Origin of the sequence: Paraburkholderia atlantica, from assembly GCF_000092885.1 — a bacterium.
In the GTDB taxonomy this organism is placed as follows: domain Bacteria; phylum Pseudomonadota; class Gammaproteobacteria; order Burkholderiales; family Burkholderiaceae; genus Paraburkholderia; species Paraburkholderia atlantica.
In genome coordinates this window covers 414,096-436,032 of sequence record NC_014120.1, presented here as the reverse complement: position 1 = coordinate 436,032, position 21,937 = coordinate 414,096, and the positions used below count along the sequence as shown (strand labels likewise).

Below are 21,937 nucleotides of genomic sequence, written 5' to 3'. Positions count from 1 at the left end.
TGTCATCATGTTTGGTCTTTATCCCGCCGGCACCCAATGGGTCCGGCATTTCACTGCAAACCGCTCGCCGCGCGAGATCCAGAAGGTCCTCACCGACCACGCGGGTTATCGCGCGAGCATCTTTCATCTTCCCTTTGGAGAACATCGCGGCGCTATCATTGCCCAGTCGGACCGCTTCCTGATCCTGACTGCTGCCGTCAACGCGGCAACGGCGGATCTGGCCGTTGTACCCGACGTGCAGCTGCAAAACCTGCTGTGGTCGTTCAACACGGGCTATGCAAACCAGTGGGGCTCACGCGAGCTGCTCGCGCTCACGGGCGTCGACAACTGGGACGCGCTTATCCGGCGTACCAGCGCGGCCTATGCCGCCGTCTGCAGGACCGTTGGCGAAGTCGTCGACGGGTCACTGGAAAAAAGGGCGGCGGAAGAGGCCGCCCGAGTGGCCGCCCAGGCGGCTGCGAAGGCTGCTGAGCCGCCTGCGCACGTGCCTGATCCGATCGTTGGAAGGATGTTTTCCAACGACGATGACGCGCCGTGGTTGCCATCGGACTATCCGTACGATGCGCCGCTTCAGGAGGTGCCGACATGCGCCCACTGAAACTGACGCTGACGGGCTTTATTGGTGTTCGTGACGGCATGAAGCGCGACACCATCACGCTCGAAGTCGAATCGCTTCCGGCAGGCCTCATCGCGTTGACCGGTCCGAACGGTGCGGGAAAGTCCACGATCATGGATAACCTCCATCCGTACCGGATCATGCCGTCGCGGGCCGCGAAAGTGTCGGTGGATGCGTTCTCTTACTGGGACCACGTCTACGGCGCGCACGCGCTCAAGGAGTTCGAATGGGAGCATGGCGGTGTGCGGTACCGCTCGTCATTCGCATTCCGCAAGCCCGGCAAGACGGGCAAGGCTGAGTACTACCTGGCCTGGCGCGACGCGGACGGAAACTGGCAGCCCATGCAGTCTGGGGACGGTACCGTCTCTGATGGCAAGGCGGAAACCTATGACCTGTGCGTCGCGTCGGTGTGTGGCTCGCTGGAGTCGTTCTTTACCAGCGTCTTTTCTGCGCAGAACCGGCGTCCGCTCGCATCGTATGGTGCGACCGAGATCAAGGCACTGCTCGCGGAACTGCTGCATATCGATGACCTGCGCACGCTGTCGGCGAAAGCCGCGGATGTCGCCAAGGTGCTCAGTCGCGCGCTCGACACCACGCAACAGCAACTCGTTGCGCTTGGATCGAAGCGCGATCGCGTCACCCAGATCGATCAGGCCATCGCTGCCGATGCACAGTCCGTCACCGCAACTCGCGAGAGCCGGCAGACGCTGAACGCAAAGGTGGCCACCCTGACCGACCAGCGCGCCGTTCTCGCTGCAAGGCAGACGGCCAATGCCGGTGCGCAGGCCCGCCTGCGGGAACTCGGTACGCGGCGAAGCCAGATTTCGTCGGCTATGCAGGTCCTTGTGACAGACGCGAGCGTCGACGAACGGCGCCTGAACCAGCGGCGCGCTTCGTTGCGCTCGTCCATCGAGGAACACAACGCAGTGATTGCGCAACGTGAAGCGATTCTGGGTGCCGCCGCGGCACGTGATACCGCCGAGGCACGTATCGCGAGCGAGGAGGCGCGTGTCGAGCCGATCCAGAGGGAGATTTGTGCCCTCGAAGAGAAGCAGCTTGCGCTGACCGCGGCAACTTCCCGTCTGAATGGTCTGGAGTCGGAAGGCACGTCGAAGATGACGCTTCTGAAGTCGCTGGAACAGCAGGCGAGTGTGATCAGTACCGTGCCCTGTGCCGGTCATGAGATGCACAACACCTGTCCCTTGCTTGCGCAGGCCCGCCAGGCGGACCTACAGGTTCAGGAGCACCGCATTTCGCTCACGAATCTGCGTGCGACGTTTCGTGCCAAACGCGATGAGGTCGCGCTGCTGACGCCTCAGGTGCAGCATCTTGCGGGGAGGCGGGCGGAGCTGAAGGCGGTCAATGATGCGATCGCGGCCGCGCGCCGTGACCTTCAGAAAGCTGTCGATCTCGCCGCACGCAAGCCGCTGCTTGATGCCGCAACCGGGGGTCTGGGCAAAGCCAGCGAAGAACTGGCCGCGCTCGAGACCGAGGAAGCCACGCTGCGTGCACGCCGCGAGGCGCAGCAGGCCCGTCTGTCGGAGGAAGCAAAGGAACTGGACGCGGAAGTCGCACGCCTCGGCGTCGACGACGTGACCGGTGCCATTGCCGATATCGACCGGCAGCTAACGCAGTGCCGCGAAGCCATCACCGCGGCCGATGCCCGGATCGAATCACTGATCCGCTCGCAGACGACGCGTGAGGTCGAGCGACAGGCGATCGCAAAGGAGCTTGCGGGATTCGACGCGACACAGTCGCGTGCGAACCGCATCTCCGATGAGATCGCCCGGTGGAAGCTGCTCGCGAGAGGCCTCGGCAACGAAGGCGTGATTGCATTGACGATCGACGATGCGGGCCCCGCCCTCACGAAGATGGTGAACGACCTGTTGCTCGCATGTTACGGCATGCGCTTCACGGTCGAGATCCAGACGCAGCGGGCGCTGGCGAGCGGCGAACTGCGCGAGGGGTTCGAAATCCTCGTGCATGACGCCGATCACGACAGCACCAAGGCAGTCACGGTGATGTCCGGCGGCCAGAAGGTCTGGATCAACGAGTGCCTGACACGCGGCATCGCCCTGTATCTGGCAAGCAATGCTGGCCAGCCCTACCAGACGCTGTTCAGCGACGAGTCCGATGGTCCGCTCGATCCGCAGCGCAAGCTGCAGTTCATGCGGATGAAGCGGGAAGTGCTGCGGCAGGGCGGGTACGAGCGGGAGTTTTTCATCTCGCAGACCCCCGATCTGGTTGCGGAAGCGGATGCCGTCATTGACGTCGAGGCGCTCGCTGCCTGAGCGCTGTCATTTTCTGTCATTTCTTCACCCTGTGGGGAACGTCCCCACAGGGGCGTTCCCTCGTCTTTTTTACAACGAGGAATCCCATGCAAAACCTGTTGTTGCTGCTCATCGCAGCGAGCAGTTCGTCGCTGTGCGCGTGCACGGCTCAACCTGTGGCACACGTTGAGCCGGCCAGGCCAACACCGACGATCGTCGTCCGCAAGCCGCGAGGCGAGTCGGGCGACTTTGTTCTCTGCAAGGATGGTCGCGTCCTGGTCTTCCCGGCCGCGCATCCGCAAACCTGTTCCTGATCGCGCGAAGCCCCGTCCTCGGAAGAGCGTCGGGGCTTCGTGCGCAAACATGGAGGTGACCATGAAGAAGCAGATCGCAGCCGCAACCGTGATCGGGGCAATGCTTGCACTTGTATGCCTGCTCTGGGAACAGCAGTCGCTTGCTGGGCTTCACAAACATCAGACGCGCGTACCAGCCAATAGTCTGTCGCCATTCGACCGGCAACTTCGTCGCGCCTGACTGCCGCAATCAGATTTTCTTTACCCCAGCCGGGCAGACCTCCCGGTTGGGGAGGTCTGCCCGGCATCCCCCAAGGAGCCGAAATTGACTTTCTCGTGTAGTGATTTTCTAGATGATGTAATGCGCAGTCTCGTCCATTCACAGGCGATCACAGAGGCCGAAATTCCTGCCGATGATCCTGGCAAAGCCGCAGACGTTGCGACCGCGGCAATCGTGGCGATGCATCGTGCAGGCCTGTTCGCACGTTTCATGCGCGAGCTGCTGAACGCAGTGGAAACGTTGGGAGCGATCGCTGAGACCCACGGTGTCGACGCGCTGGTCTTCCTGTTCGATCTGCAGGCGGCGATTCTCAACGATACCTCCGTCGATGCGCACGCAGGCATCGACGGTCGCATCGTCGAACTCGTATCTCAACCGCCGTCGGCCGCCGAATGGATGAAGCATATCCGGAAGGAAGGGCATGAGATCGACACCCGCTTTGGGGCTAATGCGCTGCTGGAGAGCCGCAGAGTGCTCGAAAGCGGAGATTGTCGATCGCCGGACCACGAGTTCAAAAACTTCCACCGGCTGCTTTGCGAGCGCTTCGACTACCCGCACGATGAGATCGACTGGAGGCGCGATCAGCTTTCGCTGATCGAATGGATCGCGAATCGCCAGTCGACACCGGTCAGTGTGCAGCCTGTTCCGACCATCCGGGTCAGAGCGGACGGCGACGCGAATTTCTATCATCTTCTGGACGGCGAGGACTGGGTTGCCGCCGTGCAGATGAATGGCAGGTTCACGGTGCCGATGCAGGAAGCCATGCTGCAGACGTTTGCCGGGGTGTTGCGCAATCCATGCGGTCCTCACTCGCCGGACATGAACGACGCAGTTCCTGATCATGTCCGGGACCGGGTGAAATGGGCTCTGAGCCGGTTGCGTGAACATGAGGCCGCGCTTCAGGGAGTTCAGCTGGCGCGCGGGAACGGCCATATCCTTGCACTGGAACTGAACGATCGGGAAGAGGCAATCAGGCACGCAATGGAACGGATTAACGAATTTCGGGGCATGGCTGCGAAAAATGGTGTGGATGCTGAAGCGTTTATCCATTCCATTGGCGGTCTTCCCGATCTGGAGAGGTTCGGATACCGGACCAGCTAACCGGTACTACCATGAAACCGCCCGTCGAGCGTCCCCATCCAGGGGTCGCCCGACGGGCTTTTTTTGGGTACTCGCGCAGTCGGCGCCGGATTTGCGGCACGTCTCCGGTCGAAAGAGACCACTATTTCCGCATCTTTTCCCGTGGCCACGCCCGCGCACTGGAATTACCCTTTGTGAATCTTCTGCGCCACTGGCGCATCGACCAGCCCGCCTCGCGGGCTTCTTTTTCCCCCTGGGAGCTTCTCCCACCGGGGAAGGCTCCCGTCCTACTGGAGCCTTCATGAAAAGCACTCAACGCAGCGCCAATCGTTACCGTTCTGCTTCCTGGGAGCGGGTCTGCACTGCATCCACCCGGGTTCCCGCGGATTTCGGGCGTCACTTGCGTGACATCGCCCGCCCGCTGCAGATCGCCTATCAACGTCTCATGTCTTCGTATGACGGTCATCCCGCCGGTATCGAGTGCCGCATGGAAGATCGCGAGTCCTGGGCATTCGTGCTTCCGGATGCGTCAGGCTCAAAGGCGTGGCGCATTCAGCAGTTCGGCCTGGACGGGTTCATCGGTCATCTCTGCTTCGACTCCCTCAACGAGGCGATCGAAGAAATGCTTCGCATGCGCTACTGCGTGACCGATCCCGGAGCACTCGATCGCATCGGCGCGACCGACCGATGGGCACGGGGTGTACGCCGCGCAGCGCTCATGCAGAAGCATCAGGAAGGCCTCATCACCTACCGTCAGATGATCGACGAGATGTCTGCACTGCCCCACTGACCTGTCAACTCATTAACCCCTGTGGGAGCCGCTCCCTTAGGGGGCGGGCTCCATCAAACCGGAGCCAATCATGTTTGATGAAATTCTTGAAAAGATGGAGGCGGCAATCGCCGTCCTCATGGGCCTGATCCGTGCCGGCCATCCGTTGTGCGGCACGGCCAGCGGCAAGGACTCGACGTGCGCGACGATTCTCATGCTCGAAGCCGTGCGCCGCGTCGCGGAAGAAGGCCTCGCCCAACCGGCGCACTACATTTCATCGGCCAACACCACGATCGAAAACAGCAGTCTTGCGCGGCATATCGAGACCATGCTGGAGGAGGTCGACGATCACGCGGCCGCACATGGGCTCGGCGTGACGACGCACATTGCCACGCCGTCACTGGCCATGCAGTTTGTCGTTTCCACCATCGGCCGCGGCACGCTGGTGCGCACCGTCGAAAACGGCGTGCGTGCCGGCAAACGCACGAGAGCGTGTGCGACTTATGTTGACCCGTCGAGTGTAAACTGACTCGTCGACACACTCACCACAAGGATCTGAAGCTATCGCGATTCGCGAGTCACGCCGAAAATGTCAACAACTTTGCGCGTACGGCCATTGATAGGTGGATTTTGTTGACGGTGCTCGTCACAGCGAAAGCGGCGGGGGTGCAACCGGTTGCCCGTGCGTCGCTGACCGGCCGAGGGTGTGTGGAAACCGTTCTACGGCTATGCAGGGGAAGTTGCCGGACAGGCCGGCCGTAGTTGGTGGCTTTGCGACAGTCTAAGGTTGTAAGTATCAAGAAGGCCCCGCAGGACCTCAGCTTCCAGCCATTCGTATCGCCCTCATCGTTTTCGCAACGCCGAGTATCTTCATGACTCGCTTCAGGTTGTAAGCCAACACCTGAAGGCTCATCTCGGTGCTCACTCGTGCGAGGGTTCTGGTCTGGAAGTGCGTGGCACCCATCCAATGTTTGAGCGTGCCGAACACATGCTCAACGGTGCTGCGCCGGATCGTCATTGCGTCTGGATTCCGGTCGAGCCGTCGCTGCATGGCTTCCAGTATCTGTTCGTGTTCCCAGCGTCGAATGCGTCGGTAGTCGCTTGGAGAACATCGCTCCTTGAGATGGCAATGCGGACATGCGCTGGGCCAGTACACCTTCAGATTCATGCCATGTTCGACAGTCGTGAACCGATGAATGGCGCGCTCGCCGGCCGGGCAACGATAGACATCGTCTTTAGCGATGTAGATGAAGTCGCGCTTGGTAAAAAGGCCTTTCTTTCGGGATGCAGACGTCAACGGCTTCGGTACATATGCCTTGATACCCGAGAGTTCGCAGGTACGAATATCCGGGCCACTGAAGTAGCCCCGATCGGCTAGCACCCTGAGTCCGGATTTGCCCATCGCGTCTCTTGCTGCGAGCGCGATCTTGCTGAGCTGCCCGTGATCTCCTCCGACATTGGTCACCTCGTGTTCAACGATCAGGTGATGTTTCGTGTCTACGGCAGCCTGTACGTTGTAGCCGACTGTTCCGGTCTTTTTGCCGCTGCTGGTCATCGAACGCGAGTCGGGATCTGTCAGTGACAGCTGTCTGTCCGGTTGCGTCTTCAGTTGCTTCCGGATCTGCTCGAGCTCGCGCATCCGTTGCCGCAGCAAAGCGACCCTCTCATACAGGCGTACGGTCTTCACATCGAAACCGGTCGGACTGACGCGATCCGCGGTCTCAATCGCGTCGAGGTACCGCTGGATACTCTCCTCGATCTGCTGCTGACGCTTGTCGATCTTGCCAGCGGTGTAGTTCCGGTCGCGGCTGTTTACGGCTTTGAACTTGCTGCCGTCGATGGCCACCATGTCGCTGGAAAGAAGCTTCAGGCCGCGGCACAGTTCGACGAAGCGCCGGCACACGTTGCGAATGGCGGCACCATTGTCGCGGCGAAAGTCGGCGATCGTTTTGAAGTCCGGTGCCAGGCGTCCCGTCAGCCACATCATCTCGAGATTTCGCTGGCATTCCCGTTCAAGACGCCTGCTGGAAGGCAAGCGATTCAGATACCCGTAGATGTAGACCTTGAGCATCACTGCAGGATGATAAGACGGCCGACCGGTGAGAGCGGGCGAAGCCCCATCGAAGCCGAGTTCCGCAAGATCGAGTTCGTCGACGAACACGTCTATGATCCTCACCGGATTGTCCTGCCCGATGTAGTCATCGATGCATTCGGGAAGCAGTGCGACCTGCTTGCGGTCATCGCCTTCAACGAATCGCTTCATGAGTCACCCGATCTCAATGCGTTGATTCAGTTTAGGCGATGAGTGCGTTTTCACACACCCTCGGCCATGAAGCGTCGTTCGCACGCACCTTCGCTCAGACATTCAGGCGTCGGTTCCACTCAGAAACCGGCCCAAGGTTGAACGTTCACAAAACCATGGGGCAGGGCGTTGGCGACCGCGGCCGTGAGCACGATGCGGCGGCCCATTATGCACTCGCGCACGACGATGCCGATCTGCATGCCCACCACCTTATGATGCTAGACACGATTACATCAACGGCGGACTACACGCTCCCGTCCGTGATGCTGGTGCGCGATGACGGCCAGACCGTCTCGCTGAAGAATGAGCTGGACGATGGCCGTCTGGTAGTCCTGACTTTTATCTACACGTCCTGCACGACGATCTGCCCCGTGACAAGTCAAACGCTCTCGCAATTGCAGAGCGAACCCGGCCGGGACCGGGATAGGGTGCGCATCGCTTCGATCTCGATCGATCCGGAGCACTGGCGCAAATACCCGCTGTGGCCAACTGCACCATCGCGTCGAGCTGGGCGGCCCGACCGGTAGACGACGTCACAAACTGGCTATATTTTTCACGCTATAATCGCCGCCATGAAATTCCTCCGGACATTGTTCCTGCTGCTGCTCTGCGTTGCGCTACCCGTCAGTGGGCTGGCAGCGAGCGGGCTGACGGGCGCGTGTCCGATGCAGATGAGCATGGACGCCGGTGAAAGCAGCGCAATGTCATCGGACATGGCTGGCTGCGAAAACATGAAGTCTGCACCGTCCGGGAAGACCAAAGGTTTTTCATGCAAGGTGACGGCGCAATGCCAGATCGGCAGCCTCTATCATCCGGTCTCCGGCACCAGGGTGACCCGTCCCGCCGGGCGCTCCAGCCCCGTCGTTTTCCATTACGCACAGTCGCTGTCCGTCCGTGAGCCGGGCGGTTTCTGGCGACCGCCCCGCGCAATCTAAGCCCCTTGTAATTTCGCCGCGTTCGCGGTGAGGTCGTCCTGCGTGCAGGACGTGATTCCCTATGGGATTCGACCGTTTGGGGTTAGAACATGTCTTTAACATTCGGCGCGCCGTCGATACGGCGCGCAACGGTGCACGCGCACACGCTTTTCGCCTTGCTCGCCTTTGCGAGTGTGGCAGCGCACGCCCAGCAGGCCGCACTCACACTTGATGCCGCATTGCAATCCGCGACGGATCGCTCGGCTGCGATGCAGGCCGCCCAGTCATCCGTGCGAGCCAGCTCAGAGCTGGTGATCAGTGCCGGCCAGTTGCCTGACCCAATGCTCAAGGCGGGCGTCGACAACCTGCCGGTGAACGGACCGCAACGATTCACGATCGGCCAGGATTTCATGACGATGCGGCGTATCGGCATCGAGCAGGAATGGGTCTCGCCTGAAAAGCGCCGGCTACGGTCGGCGCTGGCGAACCAGGTCGTCGACCGCGAGCGGTCGGGCTATCTCGCGCAATACACCAAGGTGCGTCAGCAAACCGCGACCGCGTGGCTGAACGCGGCCTACGCAAAAAAAACGGTGTCGTTGCAGCAGGAGCTTGTCATGCACATGACGCATGAGCTTGCGGCCACGCAGGCCTCCTACAGGGGAGCAAAGGCGTCGGCAGGCGACGTGACGCAAGCCCAACTCATGCTGGCGCAGACGCAGGACCAGTTGCTCAAATCACAACAGACGTTGCAGACCGCACTGATTGCGCTGTCGCGATGGACTGCCGCACCGGTCACTGACACAGCCGGCGAACCGCCGGCGCCCCAGTCGTTCGTTACTTCCCTGCCGCCCGAAGAACTGCAGCACGTGGAGCCGGCGCTCATCGCGGCATCCGCAGAGATTGCGGTCGCTGATGCCGACACCGCCGTCGCGAACAGCAACCGCAGCCCCAACTGGACCTGGGAAGTCTCATACCAGCAGCGCGGCGGGGCGTATTCAAACATGGTGTCGGTTGGGGTCAGCATCCCGCTGCCCATCCATCGCAAGAACTACCAGGACAGGGACGCGGCCGAAAAAGCGGAACTCGGGACCAAGGCCCGCCTGATGTATGAGGATACCCAGCGGCAGGTCGAAGCGGATGTCCGGACGCTGTCCGCCACCCTGGCTAACGGCCGCGAGCGCATTGCCAGTCTCAATCAGGCCTTGCTGCCGGCGGCCGACCAGCGCGTGCAACTGGCGACGGCGGCGTACAAGGCCGGCACGGGCTCGCTCGCCGACACATTCGCTGCCCGACGTGGGCAACTCGACGCGCAACTGCAGGTGCTCGACCTCCAGCGTGATGTATCCCAGACGTGGGCGCAGCTGGAATACCAGGTCGTGCCCGCCACCATGTCCGCCGCTCAGTGAAGGAGAACCCAATGCAAACGAATCAACTGGTGCGCGTGGTTCTTGCTGTGTTTGCCGCTGCCGCGCTCGTGGGTACAGGTTACGTTGCGGGCACGCATCGCACGGCAGCAGCCGGTTCGGCCGCCACCACGGCAGCGTCCGCCTCCGGCGACAAGGTCGACCCGAAGACGGGTCGCAAGGTGCTGTACTGGCACGACCCGATGGTGCCGAACCAGCACTTCGACAAGCCGGGCAAATCGCCTTTCATGAACATGCAACTCGAGCCGGTCTATGCGGACGAAGGCGGGTCGAGCGGCATCAGGATTGACGCAGGGCTGCAGCAGAATCTGGGTATTCGATACGCCACGGTACGGCGGCAGGACACGGCAGAAAGCTTCGATGCGGTGGGCACGACGCAGTTCGATGAGTCGATGGCGGACGTCGTCCAGTCGCGGGTGACGGGCTATATTGACCGCCTTTACGCGAGCGCGCCGATGCAGCGTGTGGCGAAGGGGGCGCCCATTGCGTCGCTGTTCGTTCCCGACTGGCTGGCACCGCAGGAGGAATATCTGGCGCTCAAGCGTGGTGGCATGGACGACGTCATGCTTGCGGCGTCGCGCGCTCGCATGCGGGCGATGTCGATCCCGGAGGGCGTGATCGCCAGTCTCGACCGGACTGGCAAGGCACAGACACACGTCACGCTGTCCGCGCCTGCAACCGGCGTGCTGACCGAACTCAATGTGCGCGATGGCGCGATGGTGTCGCCCGGCCAGACGCTGGCCAAGGTATCCGGGCTGAGCAGACTATGGCTCATCGTCGAAGTGCCCGAGGCGCTGGCCCTTCAGGTGCGGCCCGGGATGACTGTCGACGCGGTGTTTGCCGGTGACCCGACGCAACACTTCACGGGACACATTCGCGAAATCCTGCCCGGCATCAGCACGAGCAGCCGTACGCTGCAGGCGCGTCTCGAAATCGACAATGCCGGGTTGAAGCTGACCCCAGGCATGCTGATGCGCGCGCGTATCGGTGCAGCGAAACCTGTGTCGCGCCTTCTCGTACCTTCGGAAGCGGTGATTACCACCGGCAAGCGGTCCGTCGTGATCGCCAGGAACAGTCACGGGCGGCTGCAACCCGTTGCGGTCACGGTCGGCAACGATGCCGGCGACAGCACGGAAGTGACGGGCGGCCTGACGGAAGGTCAGCAGGTCGTCGCCTCAGGCCAGTTCCTGATCGACTCGGAAGCGAGCCTGAAGTCAATCCTGCCGAAGCTGGAAGGAGCCGCCGCGCCCAGCGCCAGCGCGTCTGCAGCGGTGCCTGCGTCCACCGGCGCTGGGACCACTGCCCAAACCTACGAAACGACCGGCAAGGTTGAAAAGGTCACGCCTGGCGACATCACATTCTCGCACCAACCCGTGCCGGCACTGGGCTGGGGTGCAATGACGATGACCTTCGGCAAGCCATCGCCGACGGCTTTTCCGGACGTGAAGGCGGGCGAGACCGTGCATTTCGTCTTCAGGCCGTCGGATGACGGATACATGCTGACGAAGGTCGAGCCAGCCGGAGGTGTCAAATGATTGCCCGCCTGATTCGCTGGTCCATTCACAACCGGTTTCTGGTGCTGCTCGCGACCCTGCTCGTCACCGCCTGGGGCGTATATTCATTAACGGAGACTCCGCTCGATGCGCTGCCCGACCTGTCGGACACGCAGGTCATCATCAAGGCGTCGTATCCCGGCAAGGCGCCGCAGGTTATCGAGGATCAGGTGACCTATCCGCTCACGACGACGCTGCTCGGCGTGCCGGGCGCGAAAACCATCCGGGCGTACTCGTCGTTCGGTGATGCGTTTGTCTACGTGCTGTTCGACGACAAGACCGACCAGTACTGGGCACGCTCACGCGTGCTCGAATACCTGAACCAGGTGCAGAGCCGCCTGCCGCCCGGCGCGACCGTGTCGCTTGGACCGGATGCAACTGGTGTGGGCTGGGTGTACGAATATGCGCTCGTCGACCGGACCGGACAGCACGACCTCGGGCAACTGCGTGCACTGAATGACTGGTTCCTGAAGTTCGAACTGAAGTCAGTGCCGGACGTCTCGGAAGTGGCATCCATCGGCGGCATGGTGCGCCAGTATCAGGTCGTCCTCGACCCGGACAAGCTGCGCGCCTACAACCTGACGCAGGCCACCGTCGCGGACGCGCTTGGTAAGGCGAACCAGGAATCGGGTGGTTCAGTGGTGGAACTGGCCGAGTCCGAGTACATGGTCAGGTCCTCCGGGTATCTGCGTTCACTGGATGACTTCCGCAACATCGTACTGCGCACCAACGAGGCGGGGACGCCGGTGCTGCTCGGGGACGTCGCGCGCATCCAGATCGGGCCGGAGATGCGCCGCGGCATTGCTGAGCTGAACGGCGAAGGTGAAGTCGCGGGTGGGGTGATCGTCATGCGTTCCGGCAAGAACGCGCTGACGACCATCGACGCGGTGAAAGCCAAACTTGCCGACCTGAAGAAATCCCTGCCACCAGGTGTCGAGGTCGTCACGACCTACGACCGCTCCCAGCTCATCGAACGTGCCGTCGACAACCTCAAGGACAAGCTTATCGAGGAGTTCATCATCGTCGGGCTGGTCTGCGCGGTGTTCCTGTTCCACCTGCGCAGTGCGTTCGTCGCGATCCTGTCGCTGCCGCTCGGGGTGCTGGCCGCATTCATCGTGATGCGCTATCAGGGCGTCAACGCGAACCTGATGTCGCTCGGTGGTATCGCGATCGCCATCGGTGCGATGATTGACGCCGCCATCGTGATGATTGAGAACGCCCACAAGCACCTGGAAGCATACGACCACGACCATCCGGGGGAACCCATCACAACGGCACAGCGCTGGGAGCTCATCGCGACATCTGCAGCGGAGGTGGGGCCGGCACTGTTCTTCTCGCTGCTCATCATCACGCTGTCGTTCATCCCGGTCTTCTCGCTCGAAGGTCAGGAAGGGAAGCTCTTTTCGCCGCTGGCATTTACCAAGACATACACGATCGCCGCTGCGGCTGGCCTCTCGGTAACGTTGGTGCCGGTGCTGATGGGCTACCTCATTCGCGGCCGGATCCCGCACGAGAACGCCAATCCGATCAACCGTGTGCTGATCAGGCTCTATCGCCCGCTGCTCGAAGCGACGCTGCGCCGGCCGTGGGTGGCGATCGGACTGGCGGTCGTCGCGCTCGTCATCACGTCGATTCCGGTGTCGCGGCTCGGTGGCGAATTCATGCCGCCGCTCGACGAGGGCGACCTGCTCTACATGCCCACTGCGCTACCGGGCATCTCGGCAGACAAGGCGGCCGAACTGCTGCAGCAGACGGATCGCCTGATCAAGACGGTCCCGGAAGTGGCCACCGTATTCGGCAAGTCAGGCCGCGCGGATACTGCGACCGACCCTGCGCCGTTCGAGATGTTCGAGACCACCATCCAGTTCAAGCCACGTAGTGAATGGCGCCCCGGCATGACACCGGAGAAGCTGGTCGATGAACTGGATGCACGGGTCAAGATTCCAGGTCTGTCGAACGTCTGGGTGCCACCGATCCGCAACCGGCTGGACATGCTGTCAACCGGCATCAAGACGCCAGTGGGGGTCAAGATTTCCGGCGCAGATCTCGGGCAGATCGACAGGATCGCCACGCAGGTCGAGGCTGCAGTGAAGCACGTTCCAGGCGTCACGTCCGCGCTGGCGGAACGGCTGAACGGCGGGCACTACATCGACGTCGACATCGACCGCCTGGCGGCGGCCCGCTACGGCCTGTCGGTCGCTGACATCCAGTCAGTCGTGTCGTCGGCGGTCGGTGGCGACAATGTCGGCGAGGTCATCGCGGGTCGCGAGCGTTTCCCGATCAACATCCGCTATCCACGCGAGGTCCGGGACTCGGTCGACAATCTGCGCCAGTTGCCGGTTGTCACGGACCGGGGCGCACAGATCACGCTGGGCGACGTCGCAACCATCAGGATTGCCGATGGCCCACCCATGATCCGCAGTGAAAATGCGCGGCTATCGGGCTATGTCTATGTCGACATTCGCGATACGGACCTCCAATCGGCTGTAAAGGCAATGCAGCAGGCCGTGTCGCAGAGCGTCGTATTGCCGCCGGGCTATTCAATCGCCTGGTCCGGCCAGTTCGAGTATCTCGAACGCGCGGCAGCCAAGTTGCGGACCGTGATTCCGGTCACGCTCGTGGTCATCTTCGTGCTGCTCTTCCTGACGTTCAACTCGGCAGCTGACGCCCTGCTGCTGATGTCGACCGTGCCGTTCGCACTGGTCGGCGGCTTCTGGCTGATCTGGATTCTCGGCCACGCCGTGTCTGTCGCCACCGCGGTGGGATTCATCGCGCTCTCAGGGGTCGCGGCCGAGTTCGGGGTCGTGATGCTGCTCTACCTGAAGGGGGCGCTCAACAGCCGGCTTGAGCGAGGCGAAGCGTTCACGGAGGCGACGCTCGTGGACGCCATTCGTGAGGGCGCCGTGCTGCGGGTCAGACCGAAGGCCATGACGGTCGCCGTGGTGCTGGCGGGTCTCATCCCGATCATGCTGGGCCATGGTGCCGGGTCGGAAGTCATGCAGCGCATCGCCGCGCCGATGGTGGGCGGAATGGTGACGGCGCCGCTGCTGTCGATGCTCATCATTCCGGCCGCCTGGTCGCTGCTGCAACGCCGTCGCGTTATCCGTGCCAAAAAAGCTTCTCAACCTCATGCAGTACCTATCGGCACGTCCGTGCCGCAAACCCTCCCTGGAGAAAACCAATGAAGAAGTTGATTATCGTATCCGCTGTGTTCTGTGCCGCCAGTGCGTTTGGCGGCGCCGCGCTGGCAGCCGACCAGATGGCAGGCATGATGAAGACAGGTGCCATGGACGCAGCTTCATCGAAAGACGCCGCACTCACTGACGCGGAGGTCAAGAAAGTCGACCCGTCGACCGGCATGTTGACGCTGAAGCACGGCGCGCTGAAGAACGTTGGCATGCCGCCGATGACGATGGCATTCAAGGCGAAGGACACTGCGATGGTCAAGCAGGTCAAGGAAGGCGAGAAGGTCAAGGTCCGCGTTGAAAGCGTCAACGGCACGCTAACCATCGTGAAACTGGAAAAACAGCAGTAATGGGGCGCTGACGCCATCACTCCAGGTCCGTCGCGTAACGGCGGGCCTGGGGGCGCGTTTTCGCTCACGGCCTGCGTAGGAGCATTGCCATGCGAATCACCTCATCCAGTGCACGCCGCGGCACTTGCTGTCTCGCGGAAACGCTGAACCGGGCGTTGCGCATGGTGTTCGCCTTTCTGCTTGTGCTCGCTCCAGTCGCTGCGTATGCAGTGAGCGAGTCCGATCTGCTGTCACCCCGTGATGCCTTCCCACTGAAGGTCAGTCTCAGCGGGCCGCAGCAGGTGACGCTCGACTTCGGTACAAAACCGGGGTACTACCTGTATCGCGACCGCTTCAGCTTCGCTGTGGATGGCGTGCCCGTGAAACCGGCCGGGATGCCGGCGTCAGAATCGAAGAATGATCCAACATTCGGGGTGGTGCAGGTCTATCACCGGCCGGTACAACTCCAGCTTCCTCTTCCTCATGTCATCGCATCGGGCATCGTGCTTTCCGTCACGTCGCAGGGCTGTGCGGACCTGGGAGTGTGTTACCCGCCGCTGACGCGAACCTACCGGATCGCGGCCGACGGGACCGTCACCGCCATCGTGCAGGACGGAACCGCAAGGGCAACGACAGGCCCGGGTGAAACCACGGTTGCTGGTGAGAATCGGACGCTTACTGTTTTCGGTCTGAATCTGCGACCGGCGAACGGTCTAGGTGTATCTGAATTACTGGGCTTCCTCCTGGCCGGCCTGTTGATGGCGGGCACGATGTGCATGTATCCGCTCATCCCGATCGTGACGCGCATTGTCGTAGGTAGTGAGAGTGCAGGGAAGCCGTGGCGGGGGTTTGTGCTGACCCTGGCCTATGTGCAGGGGCTGGCGTTGACCTACGCGTTCGCGGGCACCGTCGCTGCGCTGCTCGGCATCCAGCTGGTGCTGCTCACGCAGATGCCGTGGGTGCTGGCGGCTTTCGGGCTGCTTATGATGGTCTTCGCGCTGGGCATGTTCGGCGTTTTCCGGCTGCAGCTGCCTGGCAGCTGGCAAACCCTGGTTGCCGGATGGAGCGGCCGGCTACCAGGCGGACGGCTTTTCCCGGCGGTCCTGATGGGCGCACTCTCCGCGCTCATCGTTGGTCCATGTTCGACTCCGGCGCTGGCCGGCGCGCTGCTCTACATCGCCAACAGCCGCGACGTGGTCTCGGGTGCGTTGAACCTGTATGTGATGGCGCTCGGGTTGGGATTGCCGCTCCTGCTTGTCGGCACGTTTGGTGCGCGCTTCCTGCCGAAAGCAGGACGCTGGATGGCCGCCGTGCAGAACACGCTGGGCGTGATGCTGCTTGTCGCCGCATTGTGGTTTGTCTATTCGCTGCTGCCTGACTGGTTGCTGATGCTGCTGGTGGCGGCGCTGCTAGCCGGTTGCGGAATGATGCTGCGCGCGCTCGATCCGTTGGCACCGGACGCTACAGGGATCCACCGGGTGGGCAAGGCGCTAGGCGTCCTGCTGGTCGCCGCCGGCATCGCTGAAATGCTGGGTGTCGCGTCCGGCAATGACGACCTGCTCCGGCCGCTTCGGGGCATGAGTACGGCGCCGCCGGTCACCAGCGCCGCGTCGGTGCAATTCGAACCGGTAAGGTCGGTTGCCGAACTGGACGAGGCCCTCAAGGCAGCACGCGGTCAGCCGGTGATGCTGGATTTCTATGCGGACTGGTGCGTGACGTGCAAGGAACTCGAGCGTTACACGTTTGCCGATCCGCGCGTGATGCGTGAATTCGCTCACTGGAAACTGCTGAAAATTGATGTGACAAAAGGCACCTCCGAGGACGTCCTGATGTTGCGACGTTACGGACTCTTCGGGCCGCCCGCGCTGATTTTCTATGACCGCGGTGGCGAACGGCACGATGAAGCACAACTGGTGGGATTTGTCGGTGCCGACGCGTTCCTCACGCATCTCAAGCGATGGGACCGGTAAGTCATGAAGTGCTTTCTGGGTCGCCGGCATGGCGTGGCAACGCGCAGCCACAGCGCCTATACTGAACCCATGAAATTCTGGACCCGCTTCGTCGCCTGCTTCCTGATCGCGTGGTTGCCGCTGCTTGGTTACGCCGCGCAAGCGGGCGCGTGTCCGGAAATGACGTCTTCGGGCATGCCGCCACCGGCGGGCGTTTCCTCGATGACAGGGATGGCGCCCGATGCGCAGAAGGCGTCCGCGCACGCCAGCGGTGCCTCGCTGGTCTGTCATGGTTCTGGCGGTCTGTCGTGTGGCGCGGCTATCTTGCCGGCTACGCATGCCGCGCTCGACATCCCTTCGCTGCCGGTGTACCGGGCAACGATTCCGTTCCTCTTCGGGCAGTTCATCCCCGAACCGCTTCAGCCTCCTCCGCGGACCCTGTAGTCCGTCATCAACACCTCTTCGATTCCGCCCTGCCTGTGTGGCAGTGCGAGTGTGCGCACGTGCGCCACAGGCGACGTTGCCCAGGAAGTTGCTTGCTCACACCCGTCACGCCTGCGCCGACTGGCGTGATGAGGGCGACGGGCGATGTCAAGTCCAGGTATGCCGACATAGCCGGCATACCGCCGTCGAAGTGATGTGGCGACATTCAGGGTTCAAAAGGCACGCCATGTGTCGGGAAGACATTCCATGAAACGCAACGTGAAAGCGACGGTCCCGATGGTGTTGGGTCTCGTGGTCCTGGTCGCGCTGGGATATTGGCTGCTACCACGGCTCGGGGTTTCCTGGCTGAACCTCATCGTTTTCGCCTGCGTGGTGGTCTGCCCGCTGTCGATGCTGTTCATGATGCGTGGCAAGCGGCCCGACAGGGATCGAGCGGACCACGAGGACTGATGTGAACTTGAGCAGGACCAATCGCATGCGCTTCTGCAGTGCGGCTACGCATTCCGCGTTGTAGCAGGCGTCTTGTGACGACGAGAGAGGCTGTAGTGAAACATCGAGATCACAACCGGAAGACGGCGGGTACGCAGCGGCCGGGCACACCCGCCGCGCCGCGCCGTCCCGATGGCAGGAGATGGCGCCTGCTGGCACTGCTTATCCTGGCGTTCGCTGTCTTCCCCGCTGCTTTTGCCTTGCTGCCCCTCATCACGCGGCACCGGTTGCTCAGCCTTGCCACCGCGAAACCGGATTCACCTGCGGCGCCTCAGTCAAAGTGGCAGGTTGGCATGCTGCGCCCGAACGGATTGCGCATTATTCCACGCGGACGGTCGGATGCATCTCACGTTCTTGATCCGAACCAGTTTTCCGACAAGGACATCAGGCACTCCTACTGGGTGGCGACACAGATACCCGCGGTACTGAACCAGCTCTACTGCTGGTGCGGCTGTGAAAATCGCGGCGTCCATCGCTCCAACCTGCAATGCTTCGAAGACAAGATGGCGGTCGACTGCGCGGTGTGTCAGGGGACCGCGGAAATCGCCTGGCAGATGACGCAGAACGGGGTTCGGGACGCCGGGAAGATTCAGGCCGCGGTCGATGTGAAATGGGCACCGAAAGGCTGACCTCAAAGCTGACGCATGTAGCGTGAATAGCGCTCAGTCATCCGCTACTCAGGAGGAAATCATGGAATTCAGATGCGTTGTCGCTATCGTCAGGTCTGACATGCTGGAGAGGCTCGAAAGGCGGCTCGGCGCGATTCACGTCCACGGTGTCACGGTCAGCAAGGTCAAAGGATTCGGTGCACACCCGAACCTCTTTTCCAATGACTGGACGACTGAGCACATCAAGATCGAGATCTTCACTCAGGAGACGAATGTCGACGCCCTTGTCAGGGAGATCACGGCGATCGCGCACGCGGGCGCGGGAGGGGACGGAGTCGTCGCGGTGTTCCCGGTCGAACGGTTCTTCCGTATCAGCACCGCGTCCAAAGCCACGCCTTGAGCCGCAGCCCGAACCCGCCGTCAGCGACGAACCGGGTAGACCGTTCAATTATCGAATCTGAAGGCCACCGGCACGGAGAACGATATGTTACGACTGGAGGATGCAACGCGGCGTACCTTTCTGCGCGCGTCCACTCTGTCCTGCCTTGTCGCAGCCAGTGCGTCCGGGCTACTGACGCTGCGTCCCGCGCGGGCGCAACAGGGCGTCGGAAACCCACAGTTCGTTCCGGACCTTGAGGTCCAGATGCGCGCGAGGGAAGACCACGTGCAGATCCTGCATGGAGAACCCACCCGCGTCTGGCGTTACGACGGCAAGGTCCTGAAGGGCGATCCTGGCAGTCTCGGTTTCCTGTCGAACGGCTACCTGCCCGTGTTGCGCGTGCAACGCGGGCAGAAAGTGAAGATCGACCTCGTCAACGAATTGCCCGAGCCGACGATTATCCACTGGCATGGCCTGTATGTGCCGGCAGCGATGGATGGGCATCCGCGCACTGCTATTGCGACCGGCCAGCATTACGTCTACGAGTTTGAGGTGCTCAACCGGGCGGGGACGTACTGGTTCCATGCGCACCCGGATGGGCGTACCGGCGCGCAGATCTACTTCGGCCAGGCGGGGCTCCTGATCGTCACAGATGACGAGGAGGCAGCCCTCGGCTTGCCCGGTGGTGCGTACGATGTACCGCTGGTGATTCAGGACCGCGTGCTCGACGGCCAGAACCAGTTCACGTATCTGTCCGACAGCGACGGCGGAATGATGGGGCGCGGAATGATGGGGCGCGGCATGATGGGGCGGGGGATGATGGGCGGCGGCGGGATGATGGGTCGAGGCATGATGGGTGGTGACGGCATGGGGCAGATGATGGCGCGAATGATGGGTTTTCTGGGCGACCGGATTCTGGTCAACGGGAAGCCCGATTTCGTGTTGCCGGTAGCGACCCGTGCGTACCGCCTGCGGCTGCTGAACGCCTCGAACACGCGCATCTACAAGCTGGGGTGGAGCGACCGCGCGCCTCTCGCGATTATCGGTACCGACGGTGGACTGCTGGACAGGCCGGTGATACGTCCGTACGTCACGTTATCACCCGCGGAACGCGCGGACATCTGGGTGGATTTCAGTCAGCGATCGATTGGAACTGAACTCACGCTGCAAAGCCTGGCGTTCGATGGCGAGATGGCAATGGGCGGCATGATGGGTAATGCGTCACTACCGAACGGTGCGTCGTTCCCCGTCCTGAAGGTCCGGGTCGAACAGCGCGTGAATACAAAGGCCGAACTTCCAAAGCGGCTCGCGTCGTTACCGGTGGCTTTGCCTGGGGACGCGATCAATGCGCGAGCTCCGAAGGTGTTCAACATCACGATGGGAATGATGGTCTGGGGGATCAACGGGCGCAGCTTCGACATGGACAACGTGACGAAGGCGGAAACCGTGAGGCGCAACAGCGCGGAACTCTGGGAATTCCGTAACGAGAATTCGATGATGCTGATGGCTCATTCGATGCATGTGCACGGCCTTCAGTTCCGTGTGCTGGGCCGTACCGTACCGCCTGACTTTGTTTCCGCGCATCGCACCGTGGCCGCGGGACTGGTCGACGATGGGTGGAAAGACACCGTGCTGCTGATGCCTGGCGAGCGCATCCGGTTGCTGCTCCGGTTCGAGCACTATGCAGGCATGTTTCTCTACCATTGCCACATGCTGGAGCACGAGGATTCCGGCTTGATGCGCAACTATCTGATCGCGACGTAGTGAGGTGCCACCCGCTATCTGCGACTGCGCTACCCGGTCGCGAAGCGCAAACAGTGGAACGTAATCCGGAGTGAAGCCATGAAATCATCCCGCCGTAGTTTCATGATCAGTGTTGTGGGCGCTGCGTCGTCGCTCGTGCTACCGCACGAGGTATGGGCCGACGCCGCGCCAGTCCTCGAGTCCGATGCGAACGCACAGGCGCTCGGGTACAGAACCGATGCAGGGAAGGTCGACCGTGCGAAGTACCCGAAGTTTCAGACGGGGCAGGCCTGCGCGAACTGCCAGTTCTTCCAGGGCAAGGCTGGCGATGCAACGGCGCCCTGTACGATTTTTACGGGCAAGCTGGTGAACGCGAAAGGCTGGTGCAGCGCATACGTAAAGAAGGCGTGATGCGATTGCGATAGCAGCGCGGTCTGTGGGCGCCGGCGGCCCTGATTGGCGGTCCAGGTGCAGGCTCGATTTCAGGCCCTGGCCGCCGCAACGCTGGCCGCGCAAACAGCAACATCGGTCATCCGGTGCCAGATGCATTGCGTCGCGATGGTCTGTGCGGTATGCCGGCATCCGGAGCCCGAAACGCTGACCGGCCGGTTGTTGTTTGGGAGCTCTATCATGACAGGCGTTCGCAGGTTCAGGTTTACAGTTAGCGGGATCCTCGTGGCTTTCGTGATCGCCGTCCTTGCCGCAGCGGCGTATATGACTCTGGGCAGGACAGAAGCCGTTCCCGACGCGACGTTCACGTTGATGTCTGGGCAAAAGCTGAGTACCGCCGACCTGCGCGGCAAGGTATATCTGGTCCATTTCTGGGCCACGAGTTGCGCAACCTGTATCAAGGAAATGCCGCAGATGGTCCAGACCTACAACCGGTTCAGGGGCGAACACTTTGACTTCGTCGCAGTGGCGATGAGCTATGACCCGCCGTTGTATGTCAGGAACTACGCAGAGACCCATCATCTGCCGTTCAGGATAGTGATGGACGCGGACGGCAGCCTCGCACAGCAGTTTCATAACGTGCAACTCACTCCAACAACGTACCTGGTCGACGGAAAAGGCAGAGTCCTCAAGCGCATTCTTGGCGAGGCCGATTTTCCCGAACTGAACCGGATGATTGGCGAAGCGCTCTCGCAGTCGACGTAAGGAGAGCGCGGTAAAGACGCGAGGTCGGGCCACCTGCTGGGACCTGGTTCAAGATTGGACGGATCTGTGTAAAAGAGCCGCCGGAAGGAGCGACATCATGATACGGCCACACGATACGATCGCCGCTGCGCTGTTTGCACTTGCGCCAGCGGTTC

The 21,937-nt window shown here is 61.9% G+C and carries 21 protein-coding genes and 1 pseudogene; 21 read left to right on the top strand and 1 reads right to left on the bottom strand.

Translation table 11 applies throughout. From position 1 onward, the window contains the following. Positions 1 to 7 precede the first annotated feature (7 nt). From BC1002_RS35255 to BC1002_RS35235, 7 genes are all read left to right on the top strand, one after another. Positions 8 to 598, top strand: coding sequence for a hypothetical protein (locus tag BC1002_RS35255; RefSeq protein ID WP_013094716.1), 591 nt, complete (start codon positions 8 to 10; stop codon positions 596 to 598). Then, the gene (locus BC1002_RS35250; RefSeq protein ID WP_013094715.1) at positions 586 to 2,907 is read left to right on the top strand and encodes a nuclease SbcCD subunit C; all 2,322 of its coding nucleotides are present in this window, start codon (positions 586 to 588) and stop codon (positions 2,905 to 2,907) included. Before BC1002_RS35255 ends, BC1002_RS35250 begins: the two co-directional genes overlap by 13 nt. A gap of 86 nt (positions 2,908 to 2,993) precedes the next feature. After that, entirely contained in the window at positions 2,994 to 3,200 is a 207-nt protein-coding gene (locus tag BC1002_RS37415; protein ID WP_013094714.1) for a hypothetical protein, read from the top strand. Between the two features lie 61 nt (positions 3,201 to 3,261). Further along, positions 3,262 to 3,420 carry a hypothetical protein gene (locus tag BC1002_RS38255; protein ID WP_157874890.1) on the top strand — a complete coding sequence of 53 codons (159 nt, stop codon included), beginning with the start codon at positions 3,262 to 3,264 and terminating at the stop codon, positions 3,418 to 3,420. Positions 3,421 to 3,540: 120 nt separating this feature from the next. Next, complete coding sequence (locus tag BC1002_RS35245; RefSeq protein WP_013094713.1) at positions 3,541 to 4,560, top strand: hypothetical protein; 1,020 nt, start codon at positions 3,541 to 3,543, stop codon at positions 4,558 to 4,560. 280 nt (positions 4,561 to 4,840) lie between these two features. Then, the gene (locus BC1002_RS35240; protein WP_013094712.1) at positions 4,841 to 5,329 is read left to right on the top strand and encodes a hypothetical protein; all 489 of its coding nucleotides are present in this window, start codon (positions 4,841 to 4,843) and stop codon (positions 5,327 to 5,329) included. 70 nt (positions 5,330 to 5,399) lie between these two features. Continuing rightward, entirely contained in the window at positions 5,400 to 5,837 is a 438-nt protein-coding gene (locus BC1002_RS35235; RefSeq protein ID WP_013094711.1) for a hypothetical protein, read from the top strand. Positions 5,838 to 6,125: 288 nt separating this feature from the next. Here the strand turns inward: BC1002_RS35235 and BC1002_RS35230 are convergent, their stop codons facing one another. Continuing rightward, a complete protein-coding gene (locus BC1002_RS35230; protein ID WP_013094623.1) occupies positions 6,126 to 7,571 on the bottom strand; it encodes an IS1182-like element ISBusp4 family transposase in 1,446 nt (481 codons plus the stop codon). Positions 7,572 to 7,726: 155 nt separating this feature from the next. Here BC1002_RS35230 and BC1002_RS35225 point away from each other — a divergent pair. The 14 genes and pseudogenes from BC1002_RS35225 to BC1002_RS35160 form a co-directional block, all read left to right on the top strand. Beyond that, a pseudogene (locus BC1002_RS35225) lies at positions 7,727 to 8,074 on the top strand (SCO family protein); the annotation flags it as partial. A 108-nt stretch (positions 8,075 to 8,182) separates the two neighbouring features. Further along, complete coding sequence (locus BC1002_RS35220) at positions 8,183 to 8,545, top strand: hypothetical protein (protein WP_013094709.1); 363 nt, start codon at positions 8,183 to 8,185, stop codon at positions 8,543 to 8,545. An 89-nt stretch (positions 8,546 to 8,634) separates the two neighbouring features. After that, positions 8,635 to 9,930: a TolC family protein gene (locus BC1002_RS35215; RefSeq protein WP_013094708.1), complete on the top strand. Its 1,296-nt coding sequence runs from the start codon at positions 8,635 to 8,637 to the stop codon at positions 9,928 to 9,930. A gap of 11 nt (positions 9,931 to 9,941) precedes the next feature. Next, positions 9,942 to 11,483, top strand: coding sequence for an efflux RND transporter periplasmic adaptor subunit (locus BC1002_RS35210; RefSeq protein ID WP_013094707.1), 1,542 nt, complete (start codon positions 9,942 to 9,944; stop codon positions 11,481 to 11,483). After that, positions 11,480 to 14,686 (top strand): efflux RND transporter permease subunit, encoded by a 3,207-nt coding sequence (locus BC1002_RS35205; RefSeq protein WP_013094706.1) that lies wholly within the window; start codon positions 11,480 to 11,482, stop codon positions 14,684 to 14,686. The genes BC1002_RS35210 and BC1002_RS35205 overlap by 4 nt, the downstream gene beginning before the upstream one ends. Next, positions 14,683 to 15,036 (top strand): copper-binding protein, encoded by a 354-nt coding sequence (locus BC1002_RS35200; protein WP_013094705.1) that lies wholly within the window; start codon positions 14,683 to 14,685, stop codon positions 15,034 to 15,036. Before BC1002_RS35205 ends, BC1002_RS35200 begins: the two co-directional genes overlap by 4 nt. Before the next feature lie 89 nt (positions 15,037 to 15,125). Then, entirely contained in the window at positions 15,126 to 16,985 is a 1,860-nt protein-coding gene (gene dsbD, locus BC1002_RS35195) for a protein-disulfide reductase DsbD (protein ID WP_013094704.1), read from the top strand. A gap of 3 nt (positions 16,986 to 16,988) precedes the next feature. After that, the gene (locus BC1002_RS35190; protein WP_013094703.1) at positions 16,989 to 17,408 is read left to right on the top strand and encodes a hypothetical protein; all 420 of its coding nucleotides are present in this window, start codon (positions 16,989 to 16,991) and stop codon (positions 17,406 to 17,408) included. Between the two features lie 246 nt (positions 17,409 to 17,654). After that, positions 17,655 to 17,858 (top strand): DUF2933 domain-containing protein, encoded by a 204-nt coding sequence (locus BC1002_RS35185; protein WP_013094702.1) that lies wholly within the window; start codon positions 17,655 to 17,657, stop codon positions 17,856 to 17,858. A gap of 95 nt (positions 17,859 to 17,953) precedes the next feature. Next, entirely contained in the window at positions 17,954 to 18,526 is a 573-nt protein-coding gene (locus BC1002_RS35180) for a PCYCGC domain-containing protein (protein ID WP_238538105.1), read from the top strand. Positions 18,527 to 18,587: 61 nt separating this feature from the next. Next, positions 18,588 to 18,905, top strand: a complete 318-nt coding sequence (locus BC1002_RS35175) for a P-II family nitrogen regulator (RefSeq protein ID WP_013094700.1) — start codon at positions 18,588 to 18,590, stop codon at positions 18,903 to 18,905. A gap of 84 nt (positions 18,906 to 18,989) precedes the next feature. After that, positions 18,990 to 20,648 carry a multicopper oxidase family protein gene (locus BC1002_RS35170; protein WP_013094699.1) on the top strand — a complete coding sequence of 553 codons (1,659 nt, stop codon included), beginning with the start codon at positions 18,990 to 18,992 and terminating at the stop codon, positions 20,646 to 20,648. Between the two features lie 78 nt (positions 20,649 to 20,726). Next, positions 20,727 to 21,038, top strand: a complete 312-nt coding sequence (locus BC1002_RS35165) for a high-potential iron-sulfur protein (protein ID WP_013094698.1) — start codon at positions 20,727 to 20,729, stop codon at positions 21,036 to 21,038. Between the two features lie 219 nt (positions 21,039 to 21,257). Further along, positions 21,258 to 21,782, top strand: a complete 525-nt coding sequence (locus BC1002_RS35160; RefSeq protein ID WP_013094697.1) for a TlpA disulfide reductase family protein — start codon at positions 21,258 to 21,260, stop codon at positions 21,780 to 21,782. Positions 21,783 to 21,937: the final 155 nt, after the last annotated feature.